Here is a 20,445-nt window from a genome sequence, read left to right as displayed (position 1 = left end):
AGCGGCAGGGCGCGAATCCCGCCGATCATTCCCGCCGGACAGCGCCGCGACGCGGGACGTCCCCCGGTGGCTTTCACAATCGGCATGTGTTTCGCTAGAAAAGGCATGGACAGGGCCAGCGGACGGCCCTGTCCTGACCGGCGGCTGGAAAGCCTTGGGGAACCCCGTTCGGACCCTTGCGTTTTTTCACTTTACAGCCGCGCCCGCCGGCCCTAAATCCGCTTTTCCCGGCGGAGGTGACGAAGCCGGATTGGGTTAATTGCCTTAACAGGGGGTCTCGTGCGTTGGACACGTACCACACGCCCCTGGACCTGGTCCGCCGTCGGCCTTCAGAGGGTCCTGTCGCCTGTGCGCGGCCTGACCGTCTTGCCGTAGCGGCCCGCTGGTTCCAGGAACATTTCTCCGGCGAAACGCTCTACGCCGTCAAAGCCAATCCGTCGCCCTGGGTGATTGACGGGCTGTATGCGGCCGGCATTCGCTTTTTCGATGTCGCCTCGCTGCCCGAGATCGCGCTCGTCTCCGAACGCTGTCCCGGTGCGACGCTGGCCTTCCTGCATCCGGTCAAGAGCCGTGAAGCCATCCGCCGCGCCTATTTCGATTATGGCGTGCGGATTTTCGCGCTCGACTGCGAGGACGAGCTCGCCAAGATCGTCGCCGAGACGCAAGGCGCGCGCGACCTGACGCTCATCATCCGCCTGGCGGTGTCGAATGCCGGGGCTGTCATGGCGCTGGCCGGCAAGTTCGGCGCGAGCGCATTTGATGCGCCCGAACTGATCCGCAAGGCCCGCGCCAATGCCGAGGAGCTGGGTGTCAGCTTCCATGTCGGCAGCCAGTGCATGGACCCGATGGCCTATCGCGCCGCGATGATGGAGGCGAGCCGCCTCATCGTGCGCGCGGGCGTCACCGTCGATATCGTCGATGTCGGTGGCGGCTTCCCGTCCATCTATCCGGGCCTGACCCCGCCGCCCATGATCTCCTACGTCAATGCCATTGAAGAGGCGTTCGAGGAGATGATGGTTCTGGAAAACGCCGACCTCTGGTGCGAGCCGGGCCGGGCGCTGGTCGCCGAGGCCTGTTCGGTCCTCACCCGGGTCGAGCTGCGCAAGGGTGACGCCCTTTATCTCAATGACGGGGCCTATGGCTGCCTCTTTGACGCGGCCCATGCCAAATGGCCCTTCCCGATGCGCGTCTGGCGCGAGGATGGCGAGGTCAGGATCGATGGTCCGGAAGGCTCGCCCTTTCGTCTCTTCGGCCCGACCTGTGATTCCATCGATTCCATGCCTGGCCCGTATGACCTTCCCTCGGACGTGCGCGAAGGCGACTGGATCGAGATCGGCATGCTCGGCGCGTACGGTACAGCCATGGTCACCCCGTTCAACGGGTTCGGGGCGGTCGAGACCGCCGCCGTCCGTGACTTCCCGTGGCCGAGCCTTTATGACGCGAAGCCCGAACACGAACCGGCGGCTGCCAGCTCCGTGGTGGCTTTCCCCCGCGCCAAGCGGCGCAAGACTCGTATGCGGAGACGCTAGAAATTGACCCAGCGTTCTAATGAAAAGGCCAAGCTGCTCGCCAATCCGGTCGAGCATATCGACATCGCGTCCTTTGACGGGCGGGTGATCATCGATGCGTGGGAGAAGATGTCCTTCACCTCGCGCGATGCCGCCCGGGCCGCGCGCATCCTGCAACAGGCCGTGGCCGATCCCGACTGTTCGGTGATCCTCACCCTCGCCGGGTCCACCTCGGCCGGCGGCTGCATGCATGTCTGGCGCGACATGGTCCGCAACAACATGGTCGACGCCATCGTCTCGACCGGCGCGTCCATCGTCGACATGGACTTTTTCGAAGCCCTCGGCTTCAAGCACTACCAGGCGGGCGAAATCCCCGACGACCGGGTGCTGCGCGATCTCTATATCGACCGCATCTACGACACCTATATCGACGAGGAAGAGCTTCAGGCCTGCGACCACACGATCGGCGACATCACCGATTCGCTCGAACCTGGTCCGCGCTCCTCACGCTCTTTCATCAAGGCGATGGGCAAGTGGCTCTCCGAAGGCGGCGCGAAAAAGGAAGGCTCTCTCGTGCAGGAATGCTACGAGCAGGGCGTACCGATCTTCTGCCCGGCCTTTTCAGACTCCTCGGCCGGTTTCGGCCTCGTGCGTCACCAGGTCGAGCGCATGAAGGCGGGCAAGCCCTATGTCTCCATCGACTCCGTGGCCGACTTCCGCGAACTGACCGACATCAAGATCAAGGCCGGCACGACGGGCCTGTTCATGGTCGGTGGCGGCGTGCCGAAGAATTTTGCCCAGGACACGGTCGTCTGCGCGGAAATCCTCGGCCATGACGTGCCGATGCACGCCTATGCGGTCCAGATCACCGTTGCCGACGTGCGCGACGGCGCCTGCTCGTCCTCGACGCTGAAAGAGGCCTGCTCGTGGGGCAAGGTCGATGTCGCGCTCGAACAGATGGTCTTCGCGGAAGCCTCCTCGGTCGCGCCGATCATCGTTTCCGACGTCTACCATCGCGGCGCATGGAAAAAACGCCCCCGCCACCGCTACGCGGACATGTTCGAGGACTAAGCGCTCTCACGGCCCCGGACACTGTTCCGGGGCCGATTGCTTTCCGGGAATACGATCCAACTATGTCCTTCCCCTTGATGGGGAAGGTGGCCCGAAGGGCCGGAAGGGGTGGGTAGCGGCCAACCTTTGCGTTTCCCACCCTCTTCGCCTCGCATTCGCTCGGCACCTCTCCCTCCAGGGAGAGGAGGAAATTTACGCGTCATCACCCGCCTTGTGCGGGTGATCTCATCGGCGAAGGATGCCCCGAATAAATCGGGGCATGACGCAGGGATTGGAATTTCGGCTCTTGGACTTGGATCCACGGGCCCATTTTGAGCCTTTTCCTCATCTTGTTTTCCCGGCGGAAGCCGGGACCCAGGAGGGTTAGAACTGGACCCCGACTTTCGTCGGGGAAACGGCATTTTTAATCAGGGCTGGGCTGATCTGCGTGCTTCGAGGCTGCTTCGCAGCGCCTCAGCACGAGGAAGGTTCGTACAATTCATAACCCTCATCCTGAGGTGCCCGCGATAGCGGGCCTCGAAGGATGGGAGGCCAGCCCTACCTTTTTCGTCCTTCCATCGCCGCGAGTTGTTCCGGCGTCGCGGGGGTCTGGAATTGCGCTTTCCAGTCGGCGTAAGGCATGCCGTAGACGCGTTCCCGCGCGTCATCGTCGCTAACATCCAGCCCGCGCTCTTCGGCGGCCGCGCGATACCATTTCGACAGGCAGTTGCGGCAGAAGTCCGCAAGGATCATCAGATCGATATTCTGCACATCGGTCCGCCGCCCGAGATGGGCCAGCAATTGGCGAAAAGCGGCGGCATCGAGCGCGTCCTGTTCGGCGGGGCTCAGCTCATCGTGTTTCATTCGGTTTCGCTCCTGACGCACAGCCAGCGGCTCGGATTGATCGAGAACGGATTGGTGACCCAGCCCTCGACCCGTTCGCCAACCAGCTGCTTGGTGCTTTCGACAAAGATGGGCGCGGTCGGCGCGTTGTCGAGGAAAATCTGTTCGGCCTCGGCCAGCATCTGCGCGCGCACCGCGACGTCGGCGGTGCCCAGCGCCTCGGCGACGATCCGGTCGTATTCCGGATGGCTCCAGCGGCTGTAATTCACCTCCCCAGCCCGGCTCTCATACTGCAGCAGATAGGCGTAGGGGTCGTCAAAATCGGGTACCCAGGCCGAGGTCGCCGCTTCGAAATCACCCGCGCGCATCGCGTCATAGTGGATCTGGGAATCCCGGACTTCGACGATCGCGCTGACCCAGGGCGCGATCATGGCCCAATCCTGCTGGACCACGGGCGCAATGCGGGGCCAGCCCGCCGCGGGCTGGTAGGCGAGCACGACTTCGAACGGATTGTCCGGCCCGAACCCGGCGTCGGTCAAAAGCCGCGCGGCTTCCTCCCGGCGCGCGGTCATGTCCTGATCGGCGAAATTCAGGCGCGGCCCGTCGAGACGTCCATTGATACCCTCGGGCACGAGGCGGAAGAGCGGGTCATCGGCCCCGGCCAGCACTTCATCGGCGATAAAGCGGCGGTCGATCGCCATCGACAGCGCCCGGCGCACGCGCGCATCGTCAAAAGGCGCACGGGCCGTGTTGAAGGTGATGTCGCGGATATAAAGGCCCGGTCCGATCTCGACGGTCCCGGCATGGCGCTCGCGCAGGAAGCCCATATTGGTGCCCGAGAATTCGACATTGAGGTCGAGCTCGCCATTGCGCACCCGCCGCTCTGCCGCCGACGTGTCCACCGTCGGGTAGAAATAGACATTCTCCAGACAGACATTCGCCGCGTCGAAGAATTCGGGATTGGCGGTCAGGTGGATGAAATCGCTCGACCGCCATTCGACGAGGCGGAAGGCACCGCTGACGACGATATTCTCGGCCCGGATCCAGGCGTCGCCATACTCCTCGACCACATGGCGCGGCACCGGCTGGCCCCAATACATCAGCACCGAGGGCAGATAGGGGGCGGGATAGTTCAGCCGGACTTCGACCGTGCGGTCGTCGATCGCGGCCGCGCCGACTTCGCTGACGGCAACCTCGCCAGCCGCGGCGGCCTCGGCATTGGCGATCATGAAGAGCGGGGACGGATACTGGTTGCGGGTCAACGGATCCAGTGCGCGTTGAAGCCCGAACACTACATCGTCCGCCGTGATCGGGCGTCCGTCCGACCAGTTCGCGTCGCGCAGGTGGAAGGTCCAGACGAGACCGTCATCGGACACATCCGCGCTTTCGGCCAGCGCCAGCCGCGGGCGCGCGTCCGGTCCCGGCTCGTAAAGCCCGGCAAACATGTCAGCCACGATGGTGCGCTCGTCCATGATGATGGCGACATGCGGGTCAAGCGTCAGCGGCTCGAGCCGGTTGCCCCGGTGCAAAGTCCCGGCGTCGTCTTCGCTGGACGGCCCGCCACTGCAGGCGGTCAGCGTCAGCGCCGCAATCGTGATGACCGCGTGAAATTTGATGGACATGGCACCCTCCCCGGTCCCGATTGACCGATTGGTAAAGCGCGAGGTCTGAATTTTTTCCTTCGCTCAGCAATCGAACTTCAGACACCGCGCCTGAGTCGCGGAATAGACCCCATACCCCCCGATCACAAAGGCTCCACCCGCATAGAGCCAGAACCCGAAGGGCTGGTCGCGCAGCCAGCCCAGCGATGCCGAAAGTCCGCGCACATCATCGGGATCCTGGGTCCATGCACCGAGAAGCAGAAACAGGCCGACCAGCCCGAACAACAGGCCGCGCCCGCCGATCGCCAGATTGATGACCGGCACCAGACGGGTTCGCCAGCCGTTCAGTTCCAGCGCGCGCCGCCAGCGCTCGGTGATGGCGCGCCAGAGCTGGGCACCGCCAATCCCCAGAAGTGACAGCCCCAGCAGCGCCACGGCAAACCGGCCGAACGGCTGGCCCAGGAGGAAGTGGGCGATGGTTTCGGTTGCCCCGGCGCCGCCGTCCCGGTTCCGGCCGAAGGTCACGGCGATGGCGGCCACACCCACACCGGCATAGCTCAGACCGGACATGACCATGCCGATCCGGGCCAGTATCCCTGTCGCGTCATCGCCTTTTTCACGGACGTCGAACCCGGCCTGCAGGAAGCGCCAGACCGCATAGACCAGGAGCCCGGCTCCGATGGCAAGCAGTACGGCTTGTCCGGCAGGTTGGGTCTCCAGGCTCCGGAACACGTCCCCGGGCGAATATCCTTCTTCGTCCGCGCCAGGACGCCAGGCCGCGCGCACCATCAGCCCGGCCACGAGCCAGTAGACGACAGCACGCGCCGACAGGCCGGTCCGGGCGGCCGTGGCAAACAGGGTCGAGGAGCGAAACGGATGACTCACCCGCTCTAAACGCCGCGCGGGCGGGCCAGTTCCCGCGCGAAGCCTCTGCGAATTCGCTTGCCATTTGCCGCTGAACATGGAAGGGAGCGCTCGTCTTCAAGCGCCGCGCGTAGAAGGTGAGGTTTCCTCACCAGCGGCCGGTACGACCGAGCATCGGCTCATTTCCGACCTTTGCCGTAAGCCATAGCGACCGCATCTCAGCGGGCGCGCCCATCAGGCGGCTGGTCTACGCAAGCTCCCTATTTTGAAAAACCGCAGCGCGCGGGGGTCCGGCATGACGCCGTCCCTGCCCTGCGCGCGCATATGAAAGTGTTTGACTTGAAACAGTTTTCCCAGCTCGGCCTCGCCGAGCCCATCCTCCGCGCCGTCACCGAAGAAGGCTATACGACGCCGACGCCGATCCAGTCCGCCGTGATCCCGGCCATGCTGTCGGGCCGCGACATCCTGGGGACCGCCCAGACCGGAACCGGCAAGACGGCGGCCTTTACCCTGCCGCTCCTGCACAAGGTACACACCGACGGCAAGCAGGCTCCGGGCAAGTGCTGCACGGCGCTCATCCTCGCCCCGACGCGCGAACTCGCCTTGCAGATCGCCGAAAGCATTGAAACCTATGGCCGCCTGGTCCTGCCGCGTGTTGCCGTCGTCATGGGCGGTGTGAAGCCCGGACCGCAGGTCCGCGCCATGGCGCGCGGCGCCGACTTCCTCGTCGCCACGCCCGGCCGCCTGCTCGACCTGATGGGCAGCGGATCGATCCGGCTCGATTTCACCAAAACCGTCGTCCTCGACGAAGCCGACCAGATGATGGACCTCGGCTTCCTGCCGGCCATCCGCCGCATCCTGCAGGCCCTGCCGAAACAGCGCCAGACGGCGCTCCTCTCGGCGACCATGCCGAAACAGATCCGCGCCCTGGCGCAGGACTTCCTGACCAACCCGGAAGAGATTTCCGTCGCGCCGGTGTCCCGCCCGATCGAGGCCATCGACCAGTCAGTCGTCATGGTCGACCGCGCACAGAAACTGCCCGCCCTCGCCGCCGCGCTCAGCGTGCCGGACATGGACCGCGCCATCGTCTTCTCGCGCACCAAGCACGGCGCGGACAAGATCGTGAAGAAGCTCGGCCAGGCCGGCATCAGCGCCGCGGCCATTCACGGCAACAAGAGCCAGAACCAGCGCGAACGCACGCTGGAGAATTTCAAGACCGGCAAGGTGACGACGCTGATCGCTACCGACATTGCCGCGCGCGGCATCGATATCGAGGGCGTCAGCCACGTCATCAATTTCGACCTGCCGAACGTGCCTGAATCCTATGTCCACCGGATCGGCCGGACGGCGCGTGCCGGTGAAACCGGTGTGGCGATCGCATTTTGTGATGGCGAAGAGCGCCCGCTCCTGCGCGATATCGAGAAGCTGATCGGATACCGCCTGCCGGTCCGCCAATATGAGGGCGAGGCGCTGTCGGCGCCCAAAGAGGCCGCCGACACGCCCGACTACGCCCTGAAACCGGCGAAGAAGAAAAAACGCCCCTCCGGCCGGGGCGGCCAAAATCGGAATGCCCAGAACCAGAACGCCCAGAACCGCAATGGCCAGGCCCGCAACGGTCAAAACCGCCGTCCGGCCCGTCCGCAAGGCGGTCAGGGCGGGCAAGGTGGAAGCGAGAGCGCCGAGGCTGGGCTCGCCCGCATGCTCGCCGATGGCGGATCGCGCGGCGGAGCCTCCAAGCGCCGCCGCAACCGCCGCCGCAAGGCATCCGGCGGTGCCGGCGCAAGCGCGTCCTAGTCCAGAAGTCTTGCTCAAGGCCCCGGGCGCGCCTAGCGTCCGGGCATGGACGACCGTACGCCCCCCTTACCGCCCGACCTGCGTAACGCGAGCGCCCTGCCCGCAGACTATTATCTGGGGGCCGACCGGCTCGCCTTTGATCTCGAACACATTCTTGCACCCGGCTGGCAGGTGATCGCACCCGCCAGCGCGGTGCGCGATCCGGGCGACCACATCGTGCGCGACATTGCCGGCAAGCCGGTCCTGATCGTGCGCAATGACGAAGGCCGCCTCAACGGGTTTTTCAATGTCTGCCGCCACCGCGCCGGGCCGCTGGCGACGTGCGATGGCAAGGGCGCGAAACGGCTGCGCTGCGCCTATCACGGCTGGATCTATAATCTCGACGGCGAGCTTCGCGTCGCGCCGGAGATGCAGGAGGCCGAAGGCTTCACCCGCGACGGCATTGCGCTTTACCCGGTCGAGGTGCGCGAATGGCGCGGCCTCGTCTTCGCGCGCGCCGGAACCGGCGGACCGGATTTTGACACTGTCATCGGCCCGCTCGATGCCCGCATCGTCAATTGCGGGCTGGAGGCGATGGCCCATCACCACGCCCATGTTTACGAGGTCGCCTGCAACTGGAAAGTCTATGTCGACAATTATCTGGAGAGCTATCACGTGCCGTCGGTTCACCCGGCACTGGACAGCCTTCTCGACTGCACGACCTATGAGGTGACGCTCGACGACTGGACCTCGATCCAGCGCTCGCCGGTGGGCGACGATACCGGCCCCTATTCTGCGGGCGACGCGCTCTATGTCTTCGTCTGGCCGAACACGATGCTGAACATCCTGCCCGGACGGTTGCAGACCAACCGCGTCGTTCCCGACGGGCCGGACCGCTGCAAGGTCGAGTTCGATTTCTACTACGCGCCGGGTGTCGAGGCCCGCGCCGAAGCCGACGATACCTTTTCCGCCGAAGTGCAGGAGGAGGACTGCACCATTTGCGAACAGGTCCAGCGCGCTCTGGCGTCGGGCGTCTACACGCCCGGCCGCCTGTCGCCAACGCAGGAAGCCGCGCTGTGGCATTGGCAGAATCTTTTGAGAGAATGCCATTCTGCCAGCAAAATTATACGTGAGATATGTACGTGATTTTCAATACGCAAAAAAAGAAATTCGAGAACCTGTTATCTCTTTATAAGAAATTCGGGCCATTGCCGTTCTTGAAAGAATCTGAAAATTTTGAGTTTGATTTTAAATATAATACCTTACTAAGCGTCGCCCGTTTTCACGCAAACTTGGAACTTGAAAGGTGGAAAGACGCTCAACAATTCTTGAACCTTCATTATAGCGATATAACTAAATTGAATTACAATATGGAAACTATCTCTTATTTATACTTATTTATATACATATCTGCAAGAAAAAATAAGGAGTTTCGAAAACAATTAGATCAAAAAAACACCAAAATCATAATCGATTACAAAAAAACAAATCGCTTAATAATGAAATACTTTGAGATATCAGATTTTCAGAGCTGGTCGAAAATCATTAATACAAACAATGAAACGAACGACTGAGATAACTTCAAACAGAAAACATCCAAACATTTAGCCGCTGACGCACTTTCGCCGTGCCCCTACACGCTCAACATTGATGAAACCAGCCGGTTCAGGCTGATGCCCTGTTCTGCCGCCTTGATCGCCAGGCTGCGATGCTGCTCCGGCGGCACCCTCACCTGGAATTTCCCGCTATAGCGTTTCCCGGTCAGGGGGGCTGGAACGGTTTCGCCATTCGCGGCCATGTCGGCCACCACATCACGGACGAGGTCAACGAGCCCTTCGAGCGCCGCTGATTGTTCCGGGGCCAGGAAGGACAGGCTGGGGAACTCCGCGCAGAGAGCGACGAATTCTCCGTCGTCTTCGGACCAGATCACCCGGTAGGTATATTGCTTATGGTCAACCATCGTCCGTCTCCTTGCGCTGTTCCCTTAGCTTCTTGATCGCGGCGAGCACCTGTTTCACCTGATAGGGTTTCGCCTTGCCGTTCTTGCCATTCTGAATGTTGACCCGCGGGTCGCCAGGCCACGGCGTTTTGTAAACGTGATGACTTGTTCCTTGCTGGCGAGGTTCGCCAAAGTGGTGTTTGCAGACGGCGACGAGGTCGGAAAAGCGCACATTCTGGGGTGCCGCCATCATCTGCTTCAGGATTTTGTCCATCGCCGCCACATCGTCAATCTAGTGCTATTATTGATACTGATCAAGTGCCCGCGAGAATAATCTGTGGGCTCGGCGCAATCTGTGCGACACCGGTAGCGACATCATCGGTCACGCTAAAGGGGGAATCATGGCCGGCATCGACACCGGGACCGGGCCAGTGCTTGGCCCGCAAAAGCGCGTGCTGGGTTTCTGGACCTGCTGGTCACTGACCGTCGGGGTCATGATCGGCTCCGGCGTCTTCCTCCTGCCCGCCGTCCTCGCCCCTTATGGCCTGATGAGTTTCGCCGGATGGATGCTGACGGGGGCGGGTTCGATCCTGCTGGCGCTGGTGCTGGGCCGTCTCGCCTCGCGCACGCGGCGCACCGGCGGCCCCTATATCTTTGCCCATGACGCGTTCGGTGATTTGCCGGGCTTCCTGGTGGCCTGGGGCTATTGGGCCTCACTCTGGATCGCCGTCCCGGCCATCGCGATTGCCTTTGTCGGCTATCTGACGGTCTTCATCCCGCCGCTGGCCAACTCACCCATGGGTCAGGCCGGAGTCGCGCTGGCGCTGATCTGGACACTGACGCTGGTGAATATTGCGGGGCTGAAAGAGGCCGGCCTGGTCCAGATCGCCATGACCGTCCTCAAACTCATCCCGCTCTTCGTGATCATAGGCCTCGGCACAGTGGCGGGATCGCCGGACAATCTCCCCGCGCCCAACCCGACCGGAGAGCCCTTCATCCACGTACTGGCCGCAACGGCCCTTCTGACCATGTGGGCCTTTGCCGGCCTCGAAGCGGGAACCCTGCCTGCCGGCAGTGTGAAAAACCCGGAGAAAACCATTCCGCGCGCCGTCATCATCGGCACCATCACCGTGACGCTCATCTATCTCGCCGCGACCGCCGCCGTGATGATGCTGGTTCCCGCCGAAATCCTCGTTGAGTCGACCTCGCCCTTCGCCGAGGCGGCCCGGGGCCTTGGCAGCTGGGGTCCGCACCTGATCGCCATCGGTGCCCTCGTGTCGACCGCCGGCAGCCTCAACGGCAATGTCTTTGCCAGCGGGCAGATCCCGATGGCGGTCGCGCTCGACAGGCTGGCCCCGAAAGTCCTCGCCCGCGTGACGCCCGGCGGCGGACCCTATGTCGCGCTGATCGCGGCGTCGACGCTCGGCTCCATCGTGCTGGTCCTCAACTATTCGCGTGGCCTCGTCGGGGCCTTCACTTTCCTGTTGATGATGAGCACGCTCGCCGTCCTCGCCCCGCTCTTCATCTCGGTCGCGGCCGAAATCCGCCATTCCTGGAAATCCGCCAAGGGCTGGGCCGCGCTCGCCGCGCTGGCCGGCCTCTATGCAGCATTCGCCATCTTCGGCTCGGGGCTGGAAGTCCTCGCCTGGGGTCTCGTCCTCGTCGCGCTGGGCGTGCCGGTGTTTTACTGGGGAAGCCGATCAGGCACCCCCGCCGGCGCATAGCCACCCTGCCTTAACGCGGTGTCGCCATGGGCCAGTGCCCGTGGTATCGGCGAGGCCTACTCAAACCGGAATGACTGCCATGCCCGCCATCGACATCGCCCTCCTGACTGCCAGCTTCGTGACTTTCTTCGTCGTCATCGATCCGATCGGCGTTGCGCCGATCTTTGCCGGTCTGACCGAAGGCTCCACCGCCGCGCACCGGCGCAAGATGGCGATCAAGTCGATCCTGATCGCCACGGTCGTCCTGCTCGCCTTTGCCTATGGCGGGGAATGGCTGCTGGGCGCGCTGCATATCAGCCTCGACGCCTTCCGCGCGGCGGGCGGGGTTCTGCTTTTCCTTCTCGCGCTCGACATGATTTTTGAAAAGCGCACCGAGCGCCGCGAGGAGCGCGCCGAAAAGCTTGCCGAGGAAGAAGTGGCCGATCCCGGCTCGCACGAGGACATCTCGGTCTTCCCCATGGCGATTCCGATGCTCGCCGGTCCGGGCGCAATCGCCTCGATCATGCTGTTCATGTCCGGCGATGGCGGCACGCTGATCGGTCAGGCGACCATTCTTGCCGGCCTTGCCGTCAACCTGATCGTCTGCCTCATTCTGTTCCTCGCCGTCGGTCCGCTGATGCGCATCATGGGCGACACGCTGGCCGCGATGATCACCCGGATTCTCGGCGTGATCCTCGCCGCGCTCGCCGCGCAGTTCATCTTCGACGGGATTTCCGGCGCGCTGCTCTAGCCGGCCGGAACAAAGTGCGTGCCCATGAAATAGGGCCAGACCAGGAGACCGAGCAGCCCCTGCCAGAAGCCCAGCTCAAGATAGCCGATCGAGAACAGCCAGCCGCCAATCCAGGCGAGGCCAATGCCGCTGTGTTGCTCGATGGAGATTTTGCGTTCGCTCATGGAATTTCTCCTGTTTCGTGGAGAAGTCCATACCATGCCGGCGCGGACCTGAGCGCGGGGAATTCTGCCGCACTCGATCCCGCGGGAATGCGTCACCGCCGTCCCGCATAAGAAAGGGGCGGCACCGGTCGCCCGGCACCGCCCCTCCATTCGGTTTCGTCCTGTCTAGGCTGAGCGGGCTTGCGCGGCATGTTTGCCTTCGCAGATTTCCTCGACCAGCTTGGCGCAGAATTGCGGAAGATCGTCCGGGTTGCGGCTCGTCACCAGGCCGTCATCGACCACGACCGCCTCGTCCACGACATTCGCCCCGGCATTTTCTAGATCGCCGCGGATGTTCTCGATGGCCGTCATTGTCCGGCCGGAGACCACACCTGCATCGATCAGCACCTGCGGGCCGTGACAAATCGAGGCGACCGGCTTTTTCTGCTCGAAGAAGCTCTGGACAAATCCCGTCGCCTCGGACTTCACCCGCAGCGCGTCCGGCGAAAACAGACCGCCGGGAACCACCAGCGCATCGAAATCCGAGGCGTGGGCATCCTCCAGCGTCCGGTCGACGCGGATCGCCTTGCCTTTCTCGCGGTGCCGGTTGGCCTCGATCTCGCCTTCCTGGAACGACACGATGATGGCTTCGCCGCCAGCGGCCTCGATTGCCTCTTTCGGCGAAAAGAGTTCGCTTTCCTCAAAGCCGTCGGCGGCCAGAATGGCAACGGTTTTGCCGGTAATCTCGCGGGACATGGGGGAGTTCCTTGTGTCTGTGTTATCGGGATAGTTCGACAACGCTCCCCCCGCCCGTCCGTTCCGGCCGGTCGCAGTTCAGGGCGCGGCGGTCCGCTCCAGTGTCATCTCGAGGAAGACCGTCCAGTCGGTCTCGCCGGGCATGCGGCGTTCGCCCACCTCGTGCCAGACCCCGTCCGTGACCGTGCTGGTATAGCGCGTCTCGCCCATAGGCCCGGCCTCGAACCCCCAGACGATCCGGTTTTCAGAGATTTCCGGAACGACTTCCAGCGTATGGCCCTGCATCACCACGGTGCGCATGCCGTATCCGCCGTCCGGCTCGGCCCAGATCAGCGCAAAGGCGTCATGGACTGTGCGGGTCTCGCCATTGGGGCCAATTGCCGCCGTCCCGCGGCCTTCGAAAGTCACGCCATGACCGCCGGCGCGGGACCGGATGGACTCGGAAACGGCAAATTCGCCCCTCCGGCCATTCGGCCCCAACGCCCAGCCCGTTCCTTCCCATTCGCCTACCAGGAAGTCGAGCGCATCGGCGGGCCGGTCAATGCCAGGCGGTGCCGTTCCCTCGGCCTGGGCCGAGGCCGCATGGCTACCGGCAACAAGCGCGGCCAGAGCCACGGCAGCTCCGGCAGCGCGAATGATGAAATGAATGCGATCGCCCGCTCGGCTCATGTGAGATTCTCCTGGTTCAGCTTCGACTAAAATTACTTTGATTTATAAAGTTTGGTGAGTCAACGAGCAGGAATATGCATGCCGAATGTCGGTGGAACGCACGGAGGCCGGAGATAGTAAAACCCCTGTTCCGCCTGCCCCCGGCCCCAATCACGCCACACGGCAAATGAATCTTAGGGATTATCGGTTAGGGTTGCCCGGTCGATTTACGGACAGGCCAGATGTTTCGGATTGTCTTCACGCTTACGGGTTTCGCGCTGATGGCCCTTGGCTTCGGTGCCAGCGCCTACGCCTTCTCGCAAGGCGCGATTGACCAGGCCATCGCCTTCACCTGGCCCACCGCCGGTCTCGCGGTTGCCTTCGCGCTACTGATAGCGCTGGCCCGCAATCCGGGCTCTGACGATGCCTCCGAGACCGCCTAGCTGCGGTCTGACCACGTCACCTTGTAGAGATCAAACCGCCGGTCGTTGAGATTGCGGACCGTGCCCGAATGGCGCGCTGACGCGATATCGTCCATGCGCAGATCAGCGACGGCGATGGTCTCGACATTCTCGGTCGCCACTGCCGCCAGTCCATCCCGCGCGAACGGGAAATCGCACGGCGTGATGACCGCGCTTTCGGCGTAGTTGACGTCCATGTTTTCGACGCCCGGCAGGTTGCCGACATTCCCGGCGGTGACGACATAGACCTGGTTCTCGATGGCCCGGGCATGGGCGCAATAACGCACCCGGAGGTGCCCGGTCCGGTCGTCTGTGGCGTAGGGCGCAAAAAGGATGCGTGCACCCTCGTCGGTCAGGCGGCGGGCGAGTTCGGGGAATTCCGCGTCATAGCAGATGAGAATGCCGATCGGCCCGCAATCGGTCGGGATCGCCCGGACCGCATCGCCGCCCTTGATATTCCACCAGAAACGCTCGTTGGGCGTCGGGTGGATCTTTTCCTGGGCATGGACCGAGCCGTCGCGCAGGAAGACATAGGCGACATTCTGGATCTCGCCATCATCGGTCCGGGTCGGATGAGAGCCGCCGATGATGTTGATATTGTAGCCAACGGCCAGCGCGCTCATGAATTTCAGGAACCAGGGCGTATGGCGCGACAGCGCGGCGATGGATTCCGCCGGCGTCAGCTTCTTCTTTTCCAGCGCCAGCAGGGCGACAGTGAACATTTCCGGGAAGACGCAGAAATCGGCCCGGTAATCCGAGCAGACTTCGACGAAGTATTCCACATTGTGCTCGAACTCTTCGAGTGTCGCGACCGCGCGCATCTGGAACTGGACCGCCGCGACCCGCACCGAATTCGGCTCGGGCCGCCATTTCGAGGCCCGCTCCTCGGCCGGATAGGCCGGATTGAGCCATTTCATCAGGATGGCGTGACCGAGTGAATCGCGGTCCTCGGGATAATAATCCCGCAGAATGCGGACCGGCTCGAACCCCATGCGCATCTGGAATGAGGCAACCGGGTCGCGCACCTTCTTCTCGCGAATGGCGTCGAGATAGTCTTCGGGTGTGCCGTACTGCCGGACGCGGCGCTTCAGCGACGGCAGACGCCCGCCAAAGACGATGCCTTTGAGTTCCAGCTCCTCGCACAGACGGCGGCGCGCATCGTACAGACGCTGACCGATGCGGATCCGGCGAACATTGGGATCAACGGCCACCTCGGCACCATAGAGCCAGTCCCCATTGGGGTCGTGCCGCGCGCCATAGCCATGCCCGGTGATCCGATCCAGCGTCTGGTCTTCGGCAAAAGCGGACGCTTCGTCGACCATGAAGCTCGAACACCAGCCGGCTATCTCGCCATCCATTTCAATGACAATCTGACCTTCCGGGAACCGGGCGAGACGCCCGCGGATCATCGCCGGGGAGTCCGGTTCCAGTCCGGGATAGGCGCGCTTCTGGAGCGCGATGATGTTGTCGATATCATCCTGCGTCGCATCGCGGATGGTCAGGCTCGGCGGGGAGTTTTTCGCGGTCATGAGAAATACGGACCATAGAGGTCGGGCCGCCGGTCACGGAAAAACCCCCAGGCGGCGCGGTGGCGATCCAGGAATCCCCGGTCAAACTCGGCGACGATCACGCCCTCGTCCTCGCGCCCCAGCTCACCCTTGATGTCGCCGGCGTGGTCGCAGATGAAGGATGTGCCGTAAAAGCGCTGCCCGTCTTCGTCACCGTACCGGTTGGCCGCGACCACGGGCATCACATTGGACACCGCGTGGCCCTGCATGGCCCGGCGCCAGCGCGCCGCCGTGTCGAGACTGGAGTCGTGGGGTTCAGACCCGATCGCGGTCGGATACATCAGGATTTCCGCGCCCTGCAGCGCCATGGCGCGCGCGGTTTCCGGGAACCACTGGTCCCAGCAGATGCCGACACCAACCCGCCCGAAACGGGTCGTCCAGACCTTGAAGCCGGTGTCACCGGGGCGGAAATAGTATTTCTCCTGATAGCCCGGACCGTCGGGAATGTGGCTCTTGCGGTAGACGCCCAGCGCCTTCCCGTCCGCATCGAGCATGACGAGTGAGTTGTAGTAACGCGGGCCGTCACGCTCGAAAATGGATACCGGGATGGCGACCCCGAGTTCCGCAGCAAGCGGTTGAAGCGCGGTCACGCACGGATGCTCCATCGCCGGATAGGCTTGGGCGAACCAGTCTTCTTCCTGTGTCTTGCAGAAATACGGGCCCTGGAAGAGTTCGGGCGGAAGGATGACTTGTGCGCCCTGCGCCGCCGCATCGCGCACCAATCGCTTCACGGTCGCGATATTGGCATCCATATCGGCACCGAACGCGGCCTGGAGAGCCGCGGCGGTAATCGTTCCCGTCGCCATGTTGATGCGTCAGTCCTCGTCCAGCAGGTCCAGCCAGTCCGCCGGCCCGTCCCCGGTGCGCAAGTCCATAAGCGTGGGGAAGAGCCACCAGGGCGCGTCACCGTCGTGGTTCCATAACGCCACATACGCAAATCCGGTTGCCGGTTCCATGTAAATTTGCGCACCGTAGCCGGACAGATAGCCTGAATGCGTGATCAGGCGATGCCCGCTCCAGTCATACACGCGCCAGCCCAGCCCATAGCCGGTATTCTCGATCCGGTCCTCGAGGCGGTAAAGCCGCCGCGTCTGTGACGGCGAGTCCCCATAGGAAGTCTGGACCCGTTCGAGCACCGGTGCCGGAAGGTGCCCGGACGTTCCAAGCTGGGCCCGGGCCCAGGCGATCATGTCGTTGAGCGAGACATTGACCGAAGCCGCGGCCGGCGTGGCGTCATAAGCCGTATCCGGATCCCCCGCCCGGGGGGTGCCGTGCGCATCACGATCGCGCCGCCGGTGCGGGCGCGCCCAGCTGGCGCTCTGGCGCAGGGCGTCGACACCGACGCTGGCCGTATTCATCCCGACCCGCTGGAACACATAGGTATCCATCGCGGTCCCGAAATCGAGCCCGGCAGCCTGGGAAGCAATCACTTCGACGCTGCCAAATGCGATATTCTGATAGGTGTAGCACTCGCCGGGCCGACAGGAGGGCCGCTGGCTGCCCAGGCGGCTGCGCAACTGGCTGACATTCCCGCCGCGCTCCATGGCCCGGTCACCGGTATGGGGCGGCAGGCCGGTCCGCTGCGCCAGCACCTGTTCGACGGTCGCCTGGCGTCCGCGCGGAAGCGGCAGGAGTTCGCTGGGTACGGGGTCGTTGAGATTGACCCGGCCCTGCGTTTCCAGCAGCGCGAGTAGGGTCCCGGTCATCCCCTTGGAAACGGATGCCGCCCGGAAAACCGTATCTGTCGTGATCGGGCGGCCCGTTCCGGCCTCTTCTTCACCGGCGGCATAGACCAGGACCGGTTCACCCTGGACCAGCACGGCGACAGCCAGGCCCACCGTCTCCTCGCGGGTCATGACCTCGTCGAGACGCGCGCGGAATGTTTCGAGATAGGCGCGGTCGGCCTCGTCGGGCACATCGAGCATGTTGGCCGGAATCGGCAGGGTCGCCGCATTGATATAGCCCGACACCTGCGGTCCGGCGGTCGTGATGGCAGCCGTGTTCTGCCCTTCCGCTGCCGGAGCCGCAGCCAAGGCCAGACCCAACACCACAAGAGCTTGAACGCGCATGTCTAATCCCCGCTTGGCACATGGCATGTCACACAGTGAAATGCCCCCCCGCCCGACAGGATATGCGAAGACGGGCTTCCAATCACCTGCCGCGTTGGAAAAATTCCCTGCAAGATCGTGACCGCCTCATCGCCCTCGGGCGTGCCATAGGTTGGCACGACAAGGTTCCGCGGTCCAATGACCCAGTTCATGTGCGACGCGGGCCGGGGATTGCCGTCCTCGTCCTCGATGCGCCCCGGAGAGGGAATGCGCAGCACTTCCAGCTTGCGGCCCCGCGCATCGGTCATCGCTTCGAGCTCGCCCGCGCACTGGTCGAGAATGTCAGCCTGCGGGTCGTCCGGCCCCGCCGGTGCCTGACAGACGACACGGCCCGGACCGGCAAACCGCGCCACATTGTCGATATGCCCGTCCGTGTGGTCGAATTTCAGCCCCTCATCCAGCCAGAGCACTTTTTCCACGCCGAGCGCGGCTTTCAGGATCGCCTCGACCTCGGCTTCGGATTTGCCGGGGTTGCGATTGGGATTGAGCAGACACTGACGCGTGGTCAGCACCGTGCCGTCACCATCGAATTCCAGCGCCCCGCCCTCGGCAACCAGATCGAAGGGCCGGATCAACGCCCCGGCCGCGTCCGCGATGGCGGCAGCCACCCTGTCATCGCCGGGCAATTCGTACTTTCCGCCCCAGCCATTGAAGCGGAATGTCACAGCCACACGGGTGGTGCCATCCAGGGCGAAGACAGGCCCGGTATCACGCGCCCAGACATCGCCGTAGGGCGCCGGCAGGATTTCGACGCCATCACCCATGGCGGCGCGGATCGAGACTTCGGTCTCTCCATTGGCTGCCAGCACAGTGATGGCCAGACGCTCGCCATGCTCTCCCGGTGCCATGAGCAGTTTCAGGAAAGCGGCGAATTCGGCGCGCGCCGGCTCGAGATTCTCGAGCCAGAGTTCGCCGTCTGCCGGCCAGCAGGTGAAGACGCGGTCCTGCCGCGCGAACTCGTTGGGAATCCGGTAGGTCATGCCGCGATTCCTAGCACTTCATTGCGGCAGGCGGGAGTGGTCAAAGCCGTTGCGGACCGGGCCGTCCGGCCTCGACAACCCAGCGAGCCTGATCTCTCGCCGCACCCTGGCTGCGGCGGGCCACGCCATCGACCACGCGTTGCGACACCTCGGTCCGGTCGGGATGGAAATCGGCCAGGCCGTAGCCCCGCTGGCGGTCATCCATGTGCAGGATGTGCGGGTTGTTCGGCAGCATGCCATTGAAAATATTGTAGAGATAGGAGTGCGATGTGATCGACGTGGTCACGAATTCCGAGCCGATGACCGCCGAGTCCGGGTCGAAATAGTCGGCCTTCACATTGGACGCCCAGTGGCAATGCATGTCGCCGCCAAGGATAATCGTGTTCGGATTCCGTCCGCCGATGATGTCGGTCATCCGTCGGCGGGCGATCGGGAAGCCGTCCCAGCCATCGGTATAGGCCGCCGGCGTGCCGTCCGGCAGGGACTGGTTGAGCCGTGAGAACAGGGTCGCCTGTACCAGCACGTCCCAGCGCGCCGTGCCACGGCCGAAATTGCGCCGCAGCCAGTCTTCCTGGGTCGCGCCGAAATAGGTCTGGCTTTCATCCTGGATGCCCGGGCAGGACTGCGGCTCGAGATGGCCGCCCCGGTCCTCGGGCGACGGGCAGGGGTCTGGCGACCGGTATTGCCGCCCGTCCGTCAGCCAGAACTCGACAAGGTTGCCCCATACCGACGATCCCCAGGTCCGCATGTGCCCGGCCGCGCTGAGCACCGAACGGCCGCGCAAGGGCAGGTGTTCGAAATAGGCGCGATAGGCCGCGATCCGGCGCAGACGGAATTCATCCTCGGGGACGCCCGGCTCTTCGGAAATATCGCCCGCATAATCATTGTCGACTTCATGATCGTCCCAGACGAACAGCCAGGGCGCGGCCGCGTGGGCGGCCTGCAAGTCCCGGTCGAGCTTGTAGGCGGCATGATGAAGACGGTAGCCGGCCAGGTTGGTCGGTTCCGGAGCCGGGTGACGGCGGACCTGCGGCCCCCAGCTGGACTCATAGATGTAGTCGCCGGTGTGGATCAGGATATCCGGGTTCTGCGCCACCATGTCCTGATAGGGCGTGAAAAACCCCTGCTCGTAATGCTGGCACGACATCCACGCTGCCCGGAGGCGGTCCAGTGGCGCGCCAAATTCCGGTGCCGTCCGGGTACGGCCGGTCGGGCTGTCCGCGCCGCCAGCCCCAAACCGGTAGAAGTATTCGCGGCCTGCCGGCAGACCGTAGATCTCGGCATGGACAGCATGGGCGCGGTCAGGCCGGCTCATCAGGCGCTGGGTGCGCACAATGCGGCGGAAATTCTCGTCCTCGGCGATTTCCAGGACGACTTCCACGGGTTGGTCGCCCAGACCGCCCATCGGCTCCAGCGGCAGGGGGGCCAGCCGCGTCCACAGGACAAACCCGTCCGGGGTCGGGTCGCCAGAAGCCACGCCCAGGCTGAAGGGATCGCCGGGCATCGGACCTGTCTGGGCCAGGGCTGTCCCCCGCCACGGTTGAACAAATCCCGCGGCGGCCGCCGCAAAGGCGGTTTTCAAAGCGAGGCGGCGGCTGATCGGCAACATCTGGACTCTCCCCGGAAATGACTGGGCTTGATACCAGTCCTGACAGGTTTGCGCGACAGGACTGCGACACATGACAGCGCAAAGAAAAGGGGCGGCTCTTGCGAGCCGCCCCGATTCATTTGGTCCGGTTGTCCGGAAGA

Annotated in this window: 20 protein-coding genes; 7 read left to right on the top strand and 13 right to left on the bottom strand. The window is 63.7% G+C overall.

Annotated features, from left to right (window positions below; all coding sequences use genetic code 11):
* Positions 1-284: 284 nt before the first annotated feature.
* Positions 285-1,529, top strand: a complete 1,245-nt coding sequence (locus tag V0U35_RS03600) for a type III PLP-dependent enzyme (RefSeq protein WP_330195286.1) — start codon at positions 285-287, stop codon at positions 1,527-1,529.
* Positions 1,530-1,532: 3 nt separating this feature from the next.
* A complete protein-coding gene (locus tag V0U35_RS03595) occupies positions 1,533-2,579 on the top strand; it encodes a 1,9-bis(guanidino)-5-aza-nonane synthase (protein ID WP_330195285.1) in 1,047 nt (348 codons plus the stop codon).
* Between the two features lie 537 nt (positions 2,580-3,116).
* Here V0U35_RS03595 and V0U35_RS03590 read toward each other — a convergent pair.
* From V0U35_RS03590 to V0U35_RS03580, 3 genes are all read right to left on the bottom strand, one after another.
* Complete coding sequence (locus V0U35_RS03590) at positions 3,117-3,422, bottom strand: DUF1244 domain-containing protein (RefSeq protein WP_330195284.1); 306 nt, start codon at positions 3,420-3,422, stop codon at positions 3,117-3,119.
* Positions 3,419-5,023: a peptide ABC transporter substrate-binding protein gene (locus tag V0U35_RS03585; RefSeq protein WP_330195283.1), complete on the bottom strand. Its 1,605-nt coding sequence runs from the start codon at positions 5,021-5,023 to the stop codon at positions 3,419-3,421. Before V0U35_RS03585 ends, V0U35_RS03590 begins: the two co-directional genes overlap by 4 nt.
* Before the next feature lie 63 nt (positions 5,024-5,086).
* Positions 5,087-5,887, bottom strand: a complete 801-nt coding sequence (locus tag V0U35_RS03580) for a DUF1206 domain-containing protein (RefSeq protein ID WP_330195282.1) — start codon at positions 5,885-5,887, stop codon at positions 5,087-5,089.
* A 318-nt stretch (positions 5,888-6,205) separates the two neighbouring features.
* Here V0U35_RS03580 and V0U35_RS03575 point away from each other — a divergent pair, with 318 nt between their 5' ends.
* Both V0U35_RS03575 and V0U35_RS03570 read left to right on the top strand, forming a co-directional pair.
* On the top strand, positions 6,206-7,660 hold the full coding sequence (locus V0U35_RS03575) for a DEAD/DEAH box helicase (RefSeq protein ID WP_330195281.1): 1,455 nt from the start codon (positions 6,206-6,208) through the stop codon (positions 7,658-7,660).
* Between the two features lie 45 nt (positions 7,661-7,705).
* On the top strand, positions 7,706-8,785 hold the full coding sequence (locus tag V0U35_RS03570) for an aromatic ring-hydroxylating oxygenase subunit alpha (protein WP_330195280.1): 1,080 nt from the start codon (positions 7,706-7,708) through the stop codon (positions 8,783-8,785).
* 487 nt (positions 8,786-9,272) lie between these two features.
* Here the strand turns inward: V0U35_RS03570 and V0U35_RS03565 are convergent, their stop codons facing one another.
* Both V0U35_RS03565 and V0U35_RS03560 read right to left on the bottom strand, forming a co-directional pair.
* A complete protein-coding gene (locus tag V0U35_RS03565; RefSeq protein ID WP_330195279.1) occupies positions 9,273-9,599 on the bottom strand; it encodes a type II toxin-antitoxin system HicB family antitoxin in 327 nt (108 codons plus the stop codon).
* Complete coding sequence (locus V0U35_RS03560; protein WP_373696347.1) at positions 9,592-9,861, bottom strand: toxin HicA; 270 nt, start codon at positions 9,859-9,861, stop codon at positions 9,592-9,594. Before V0U35_RS03560 ends, V0U35_RS03565 begins: the two co-directional genes overlap by 8 nt.
* 118 nt (positions 9,862-9,979) lie before the next feature.
* Between V0U35_RS03560 and V0U35_RS03555 the strand changes: the two genes are divergently transcribed.
* Both V0U35_RS03555 and V0U35_RS03550 read left to right on the top strand, forming a co-directional pair.
* Complete coding sequence (locus tag V0U35_RS03555; protein WP_330195277.1) at positions 9,980-11,302, top strand: APC family permease; 1,323 nt, start codon at positions 9,980-9,982, stop codon at positions 11,300-11,302.
* Positions 11,303-11,381: 79 nt separating this feature from the next.
* Positions 11,382-12,032, top strand: coding sequence for a MarC family protein (locus V0U35_RS03550; protein WP_330195276.1), 651 nt, complete (start codon positions 11,382-11,384; stop codon positions 12,030-12,032).
* On the opposite strand, the gene V0U35_RS03545 is transcribed toward V0U35_RS03550, so the two are convergent.
* From V0U35_RS03545 to V0U35_RS03535, 3 genes are all read right to left on the bottom strand, one after another.
* Complete coding sequence (locus V0U35_RS03545) at positions 12,029-12,196, bottom strand: hypothetical protein (protein ID WP_330195275.1); 168 nt, start codon at positions 12,194-12,196, stop codon at positions 12,029-12,031. The genes V0U35_RS03550 and V0U35_RS03545 overlap by 4 nt on opposite strands.
* 165 nt (positions 12,197-12,361) lie before the next feature.
* A complete protein-coding gene (locus V0U35_RS03540; protein ID WP_330195274.1) occupies positions 12,362-12,931 on the bottom strand; it encodes a type 1 glutamine amidotransferase domain-containing protein in 570 nt (189 codons plus the stop codon).
* Between the two features lie 78 nt (positions 12,932-13,009).
* The gene (locus tag V0U35_RS03535) at positions 13,010-13,600 is read right to left on the bottom strand and encodes a hypothetical protein (protein WP_330195273.1); all 591 of its coding nucleotides are present in this window, start codon (positions 13,598-13,600) and stop codon (positions 13,010-13,012) included.
* A 221-nt stretch (positions 13,601-13,821) separates the two neighbouring features.
* On the opposite strand from V0U35_RS03535, the gene V0U35_RS03530 reads away from it, so the two are divergent.
* The gene (locus V0U35_RS03530; protein ID WP_330195272.1) at positions 13,822-14,022 is read left to right on the top strand and encodes a hypothetical protein; all 201 of its coding nucleotides are present in this window, start codon (positions 13,822-13,824) and stop codon (positions 14,020-14,022) included.
* On the opposite strand, the gene V0U35_RS03525 is transcribed toward V0U35_RS03530, so the two are convergent.
* From V0U35_RS03525 to V0U35_RS03505, 5 genes are read right to left on the bottom strand one after another with little or no spacing between them, the layout of a single operon-like run.
* A complete protein-coding gene (locus V0U35_RS03525) occupies positions 14,019-15,569 on the bottom strand; it encodes a GNAT family N-acetyltransferase (protein WP_330195271.1) in 1,551 nt (516 codons plus the stop codon). The genes V0U35_RS03530 and V0U35_RS03525 overlap by 4 nt on opposite strands.
* Positions 15,566-16,414, bottom strand: coding sequence for an N-carbamoylputrescine amidase (aguB, locus tag V0U35_RS03520; RefSeq protein WP_330195270.1), 849 nt, complete (start codon positions 16,412-16,414; stop codon positions 15,566-15,568). Before aguB ends, V0U35_RS03525 begins: the two co-directional genes overlap by 4 nt.
* Positions 16,415-16,423: 9 nt before the next feature.
* Entirely contained in the window at positions 16,424-17,677 is a 1,254-nt protein-coding gene (locus tag V0U35_RS03515) for a serine hydrolase domain-containing protein (RefSeq protein WP_330195269.1), read from the bottom strand.
* 2 nt (positions 17,678-17,679) lie between these two features.
* Positions 17,680-18,696 carry an agmatine deiminase family protein gene (locus V0U35_RS03510; RefSeq protein WP_330195268.1) on the bottom strand — a complete coding sequence of 339 codons (1,017 nt, stop codon included), beginning with the start codon at positions 18,694-18,696 and terminating at the stop codon, positions 17,680-17,682.
* A gap of 40 nt (positions 18,697-18,736) precedes the next feature.
* Positions 18,737-20,305, bottom strand: a complete 1,569-nt coding sequence (locus tag V0U35_RS03505; RefSeq protein ID WP_330195267.1) for an alkaline phosphatase D family protein — start codon at positions 20,303-20,305, stop codon at positions 18,737-18,739.
* Positions 20,306-20,445 lie beyond the last annotated feature (140 nt).

It is taken from the genome of Hyphobacterium marinum (assembly GCF_036330325.1).
Classification (GTDB): Bacteria; Pseudomonadota; Alphaproteobacteria; order Caulobacterales; family Maricaulaceae; genus Hyphobacterium; species Hyphobacterium marinum.
This window is presented reverse-complemented; position numbering and strand designations above follow the sequence as displayed.

Excerpts from the sequence above, each read along its gene's own strand:
- V0U35_RS03505 (WP_330195267.1), bottom strand. The coding sequence starts at position 20,305 with ATGTTGCCGATCAGCCGCCGCCTCGCTTTGAAAACCGCCTTTGCGGCG.
- V0U35_RS03510 (WP_330195268.1), bottom strand. The coding sequence starts at position 18,696 with ATGACCTACCGGATTCCCAACGAGTTCGCGCGGCAGGACCGCGTCTTC.
- V0U35_RS03565 (WP_330195279.1), bottom strand. The coding sequence starts at position 9,599 with ATGGTTGACCATAAGCAATATACCTACCGGGTGATCTGGTCCGAAGAC.
- V0U35_RS03555 (WP_330195277.1), top strand. The coding sequence starts at position 9,980 with ATGGCCGGCATCGACACCGGGACCGGGCCAGTGCTTGGCCCGCAAAAG.
- V0U35_RS03585 (WP_330195283.1), bottom strand. The coding sequence starts at position 5,023 with ATGTCCATCAAATTTCACGCGGTCATCACGATTGCGGCGCTGACGCTG.
- V0U35_RS03545 (WP_330195275.1), bottom strand. The coding sequence starts at position 12,196 with ATGAGCGAACGCAAAATCTCCATCGAGCAACACAGCGGCATTGGCCTC.
- V0U35_RS03515 (WP_330195269.1), bottom strand. The coding sequence starts at position 17,677 with ATGCGCGTTCAAGCTCTTGTGGTGTTGGGTCTGGCCTTGGCTGCGGCT.
- V0U35_RS03525 (WP_330195271.1), bottom strand. The coding sequence starts at position 15,569 with ATGACCGCGAAAAACTCCCCGCCGAGCCTGACCATCCGCGATGCGACG.
- V0U35_RS03590 (WP_330195284.1), bottom strand. The coding sequence starts at position 3,422 with ATGAAACACGATGAGCTGAGCCCCGCCGAACAGGACGCGCTCGATGCC.
- aguB (WP_330195270.1), bottom strand. The coding sequence starts at position 16,414 with ATGGCGACGGGAACGATTACCGCCGCGGCTCTCCAGGCCGCGTTCGGT.
- V0U35_RS03550 (WP_330195276.1), top strand. The coding sequence starts at position 11,382 with ATGCCCGCCATCGACATCGCCCTCCTGACTGCCAGCTTCGTGACTTTC.
- V0U35_RS03570 (WP_330195280.1), top strand. The coding sequence starts at position 7,706 with ATGGACGACCGTACGCCCCCCTTACCGCCCGACCTGCGTAACGCGAGC.
- V0U35_RS03535 (WP_330195273.1), bottom strand. The coding sequence starts at position 13,600 with ATGAGCCGAGCGGGCGATCGCATTCATTTCATCATTCGCGCTGCCGGA.
- V0U35_RS03540 (WP_330195274.1), bottom strand. The coding sequence starts at position 12,931 with ATGTCCCGCGAGATTACCGGCAAAACCGTTGCCATTCTGGCCGCCGAC.
- V0U35_RS03530 (WP_330195272.1), top strand. The coding sequence starts at position 13,822 with ATGTTTCGGATTGTCTTCACGCTTACGGGTTTCGCGCTGATGGCCCTT.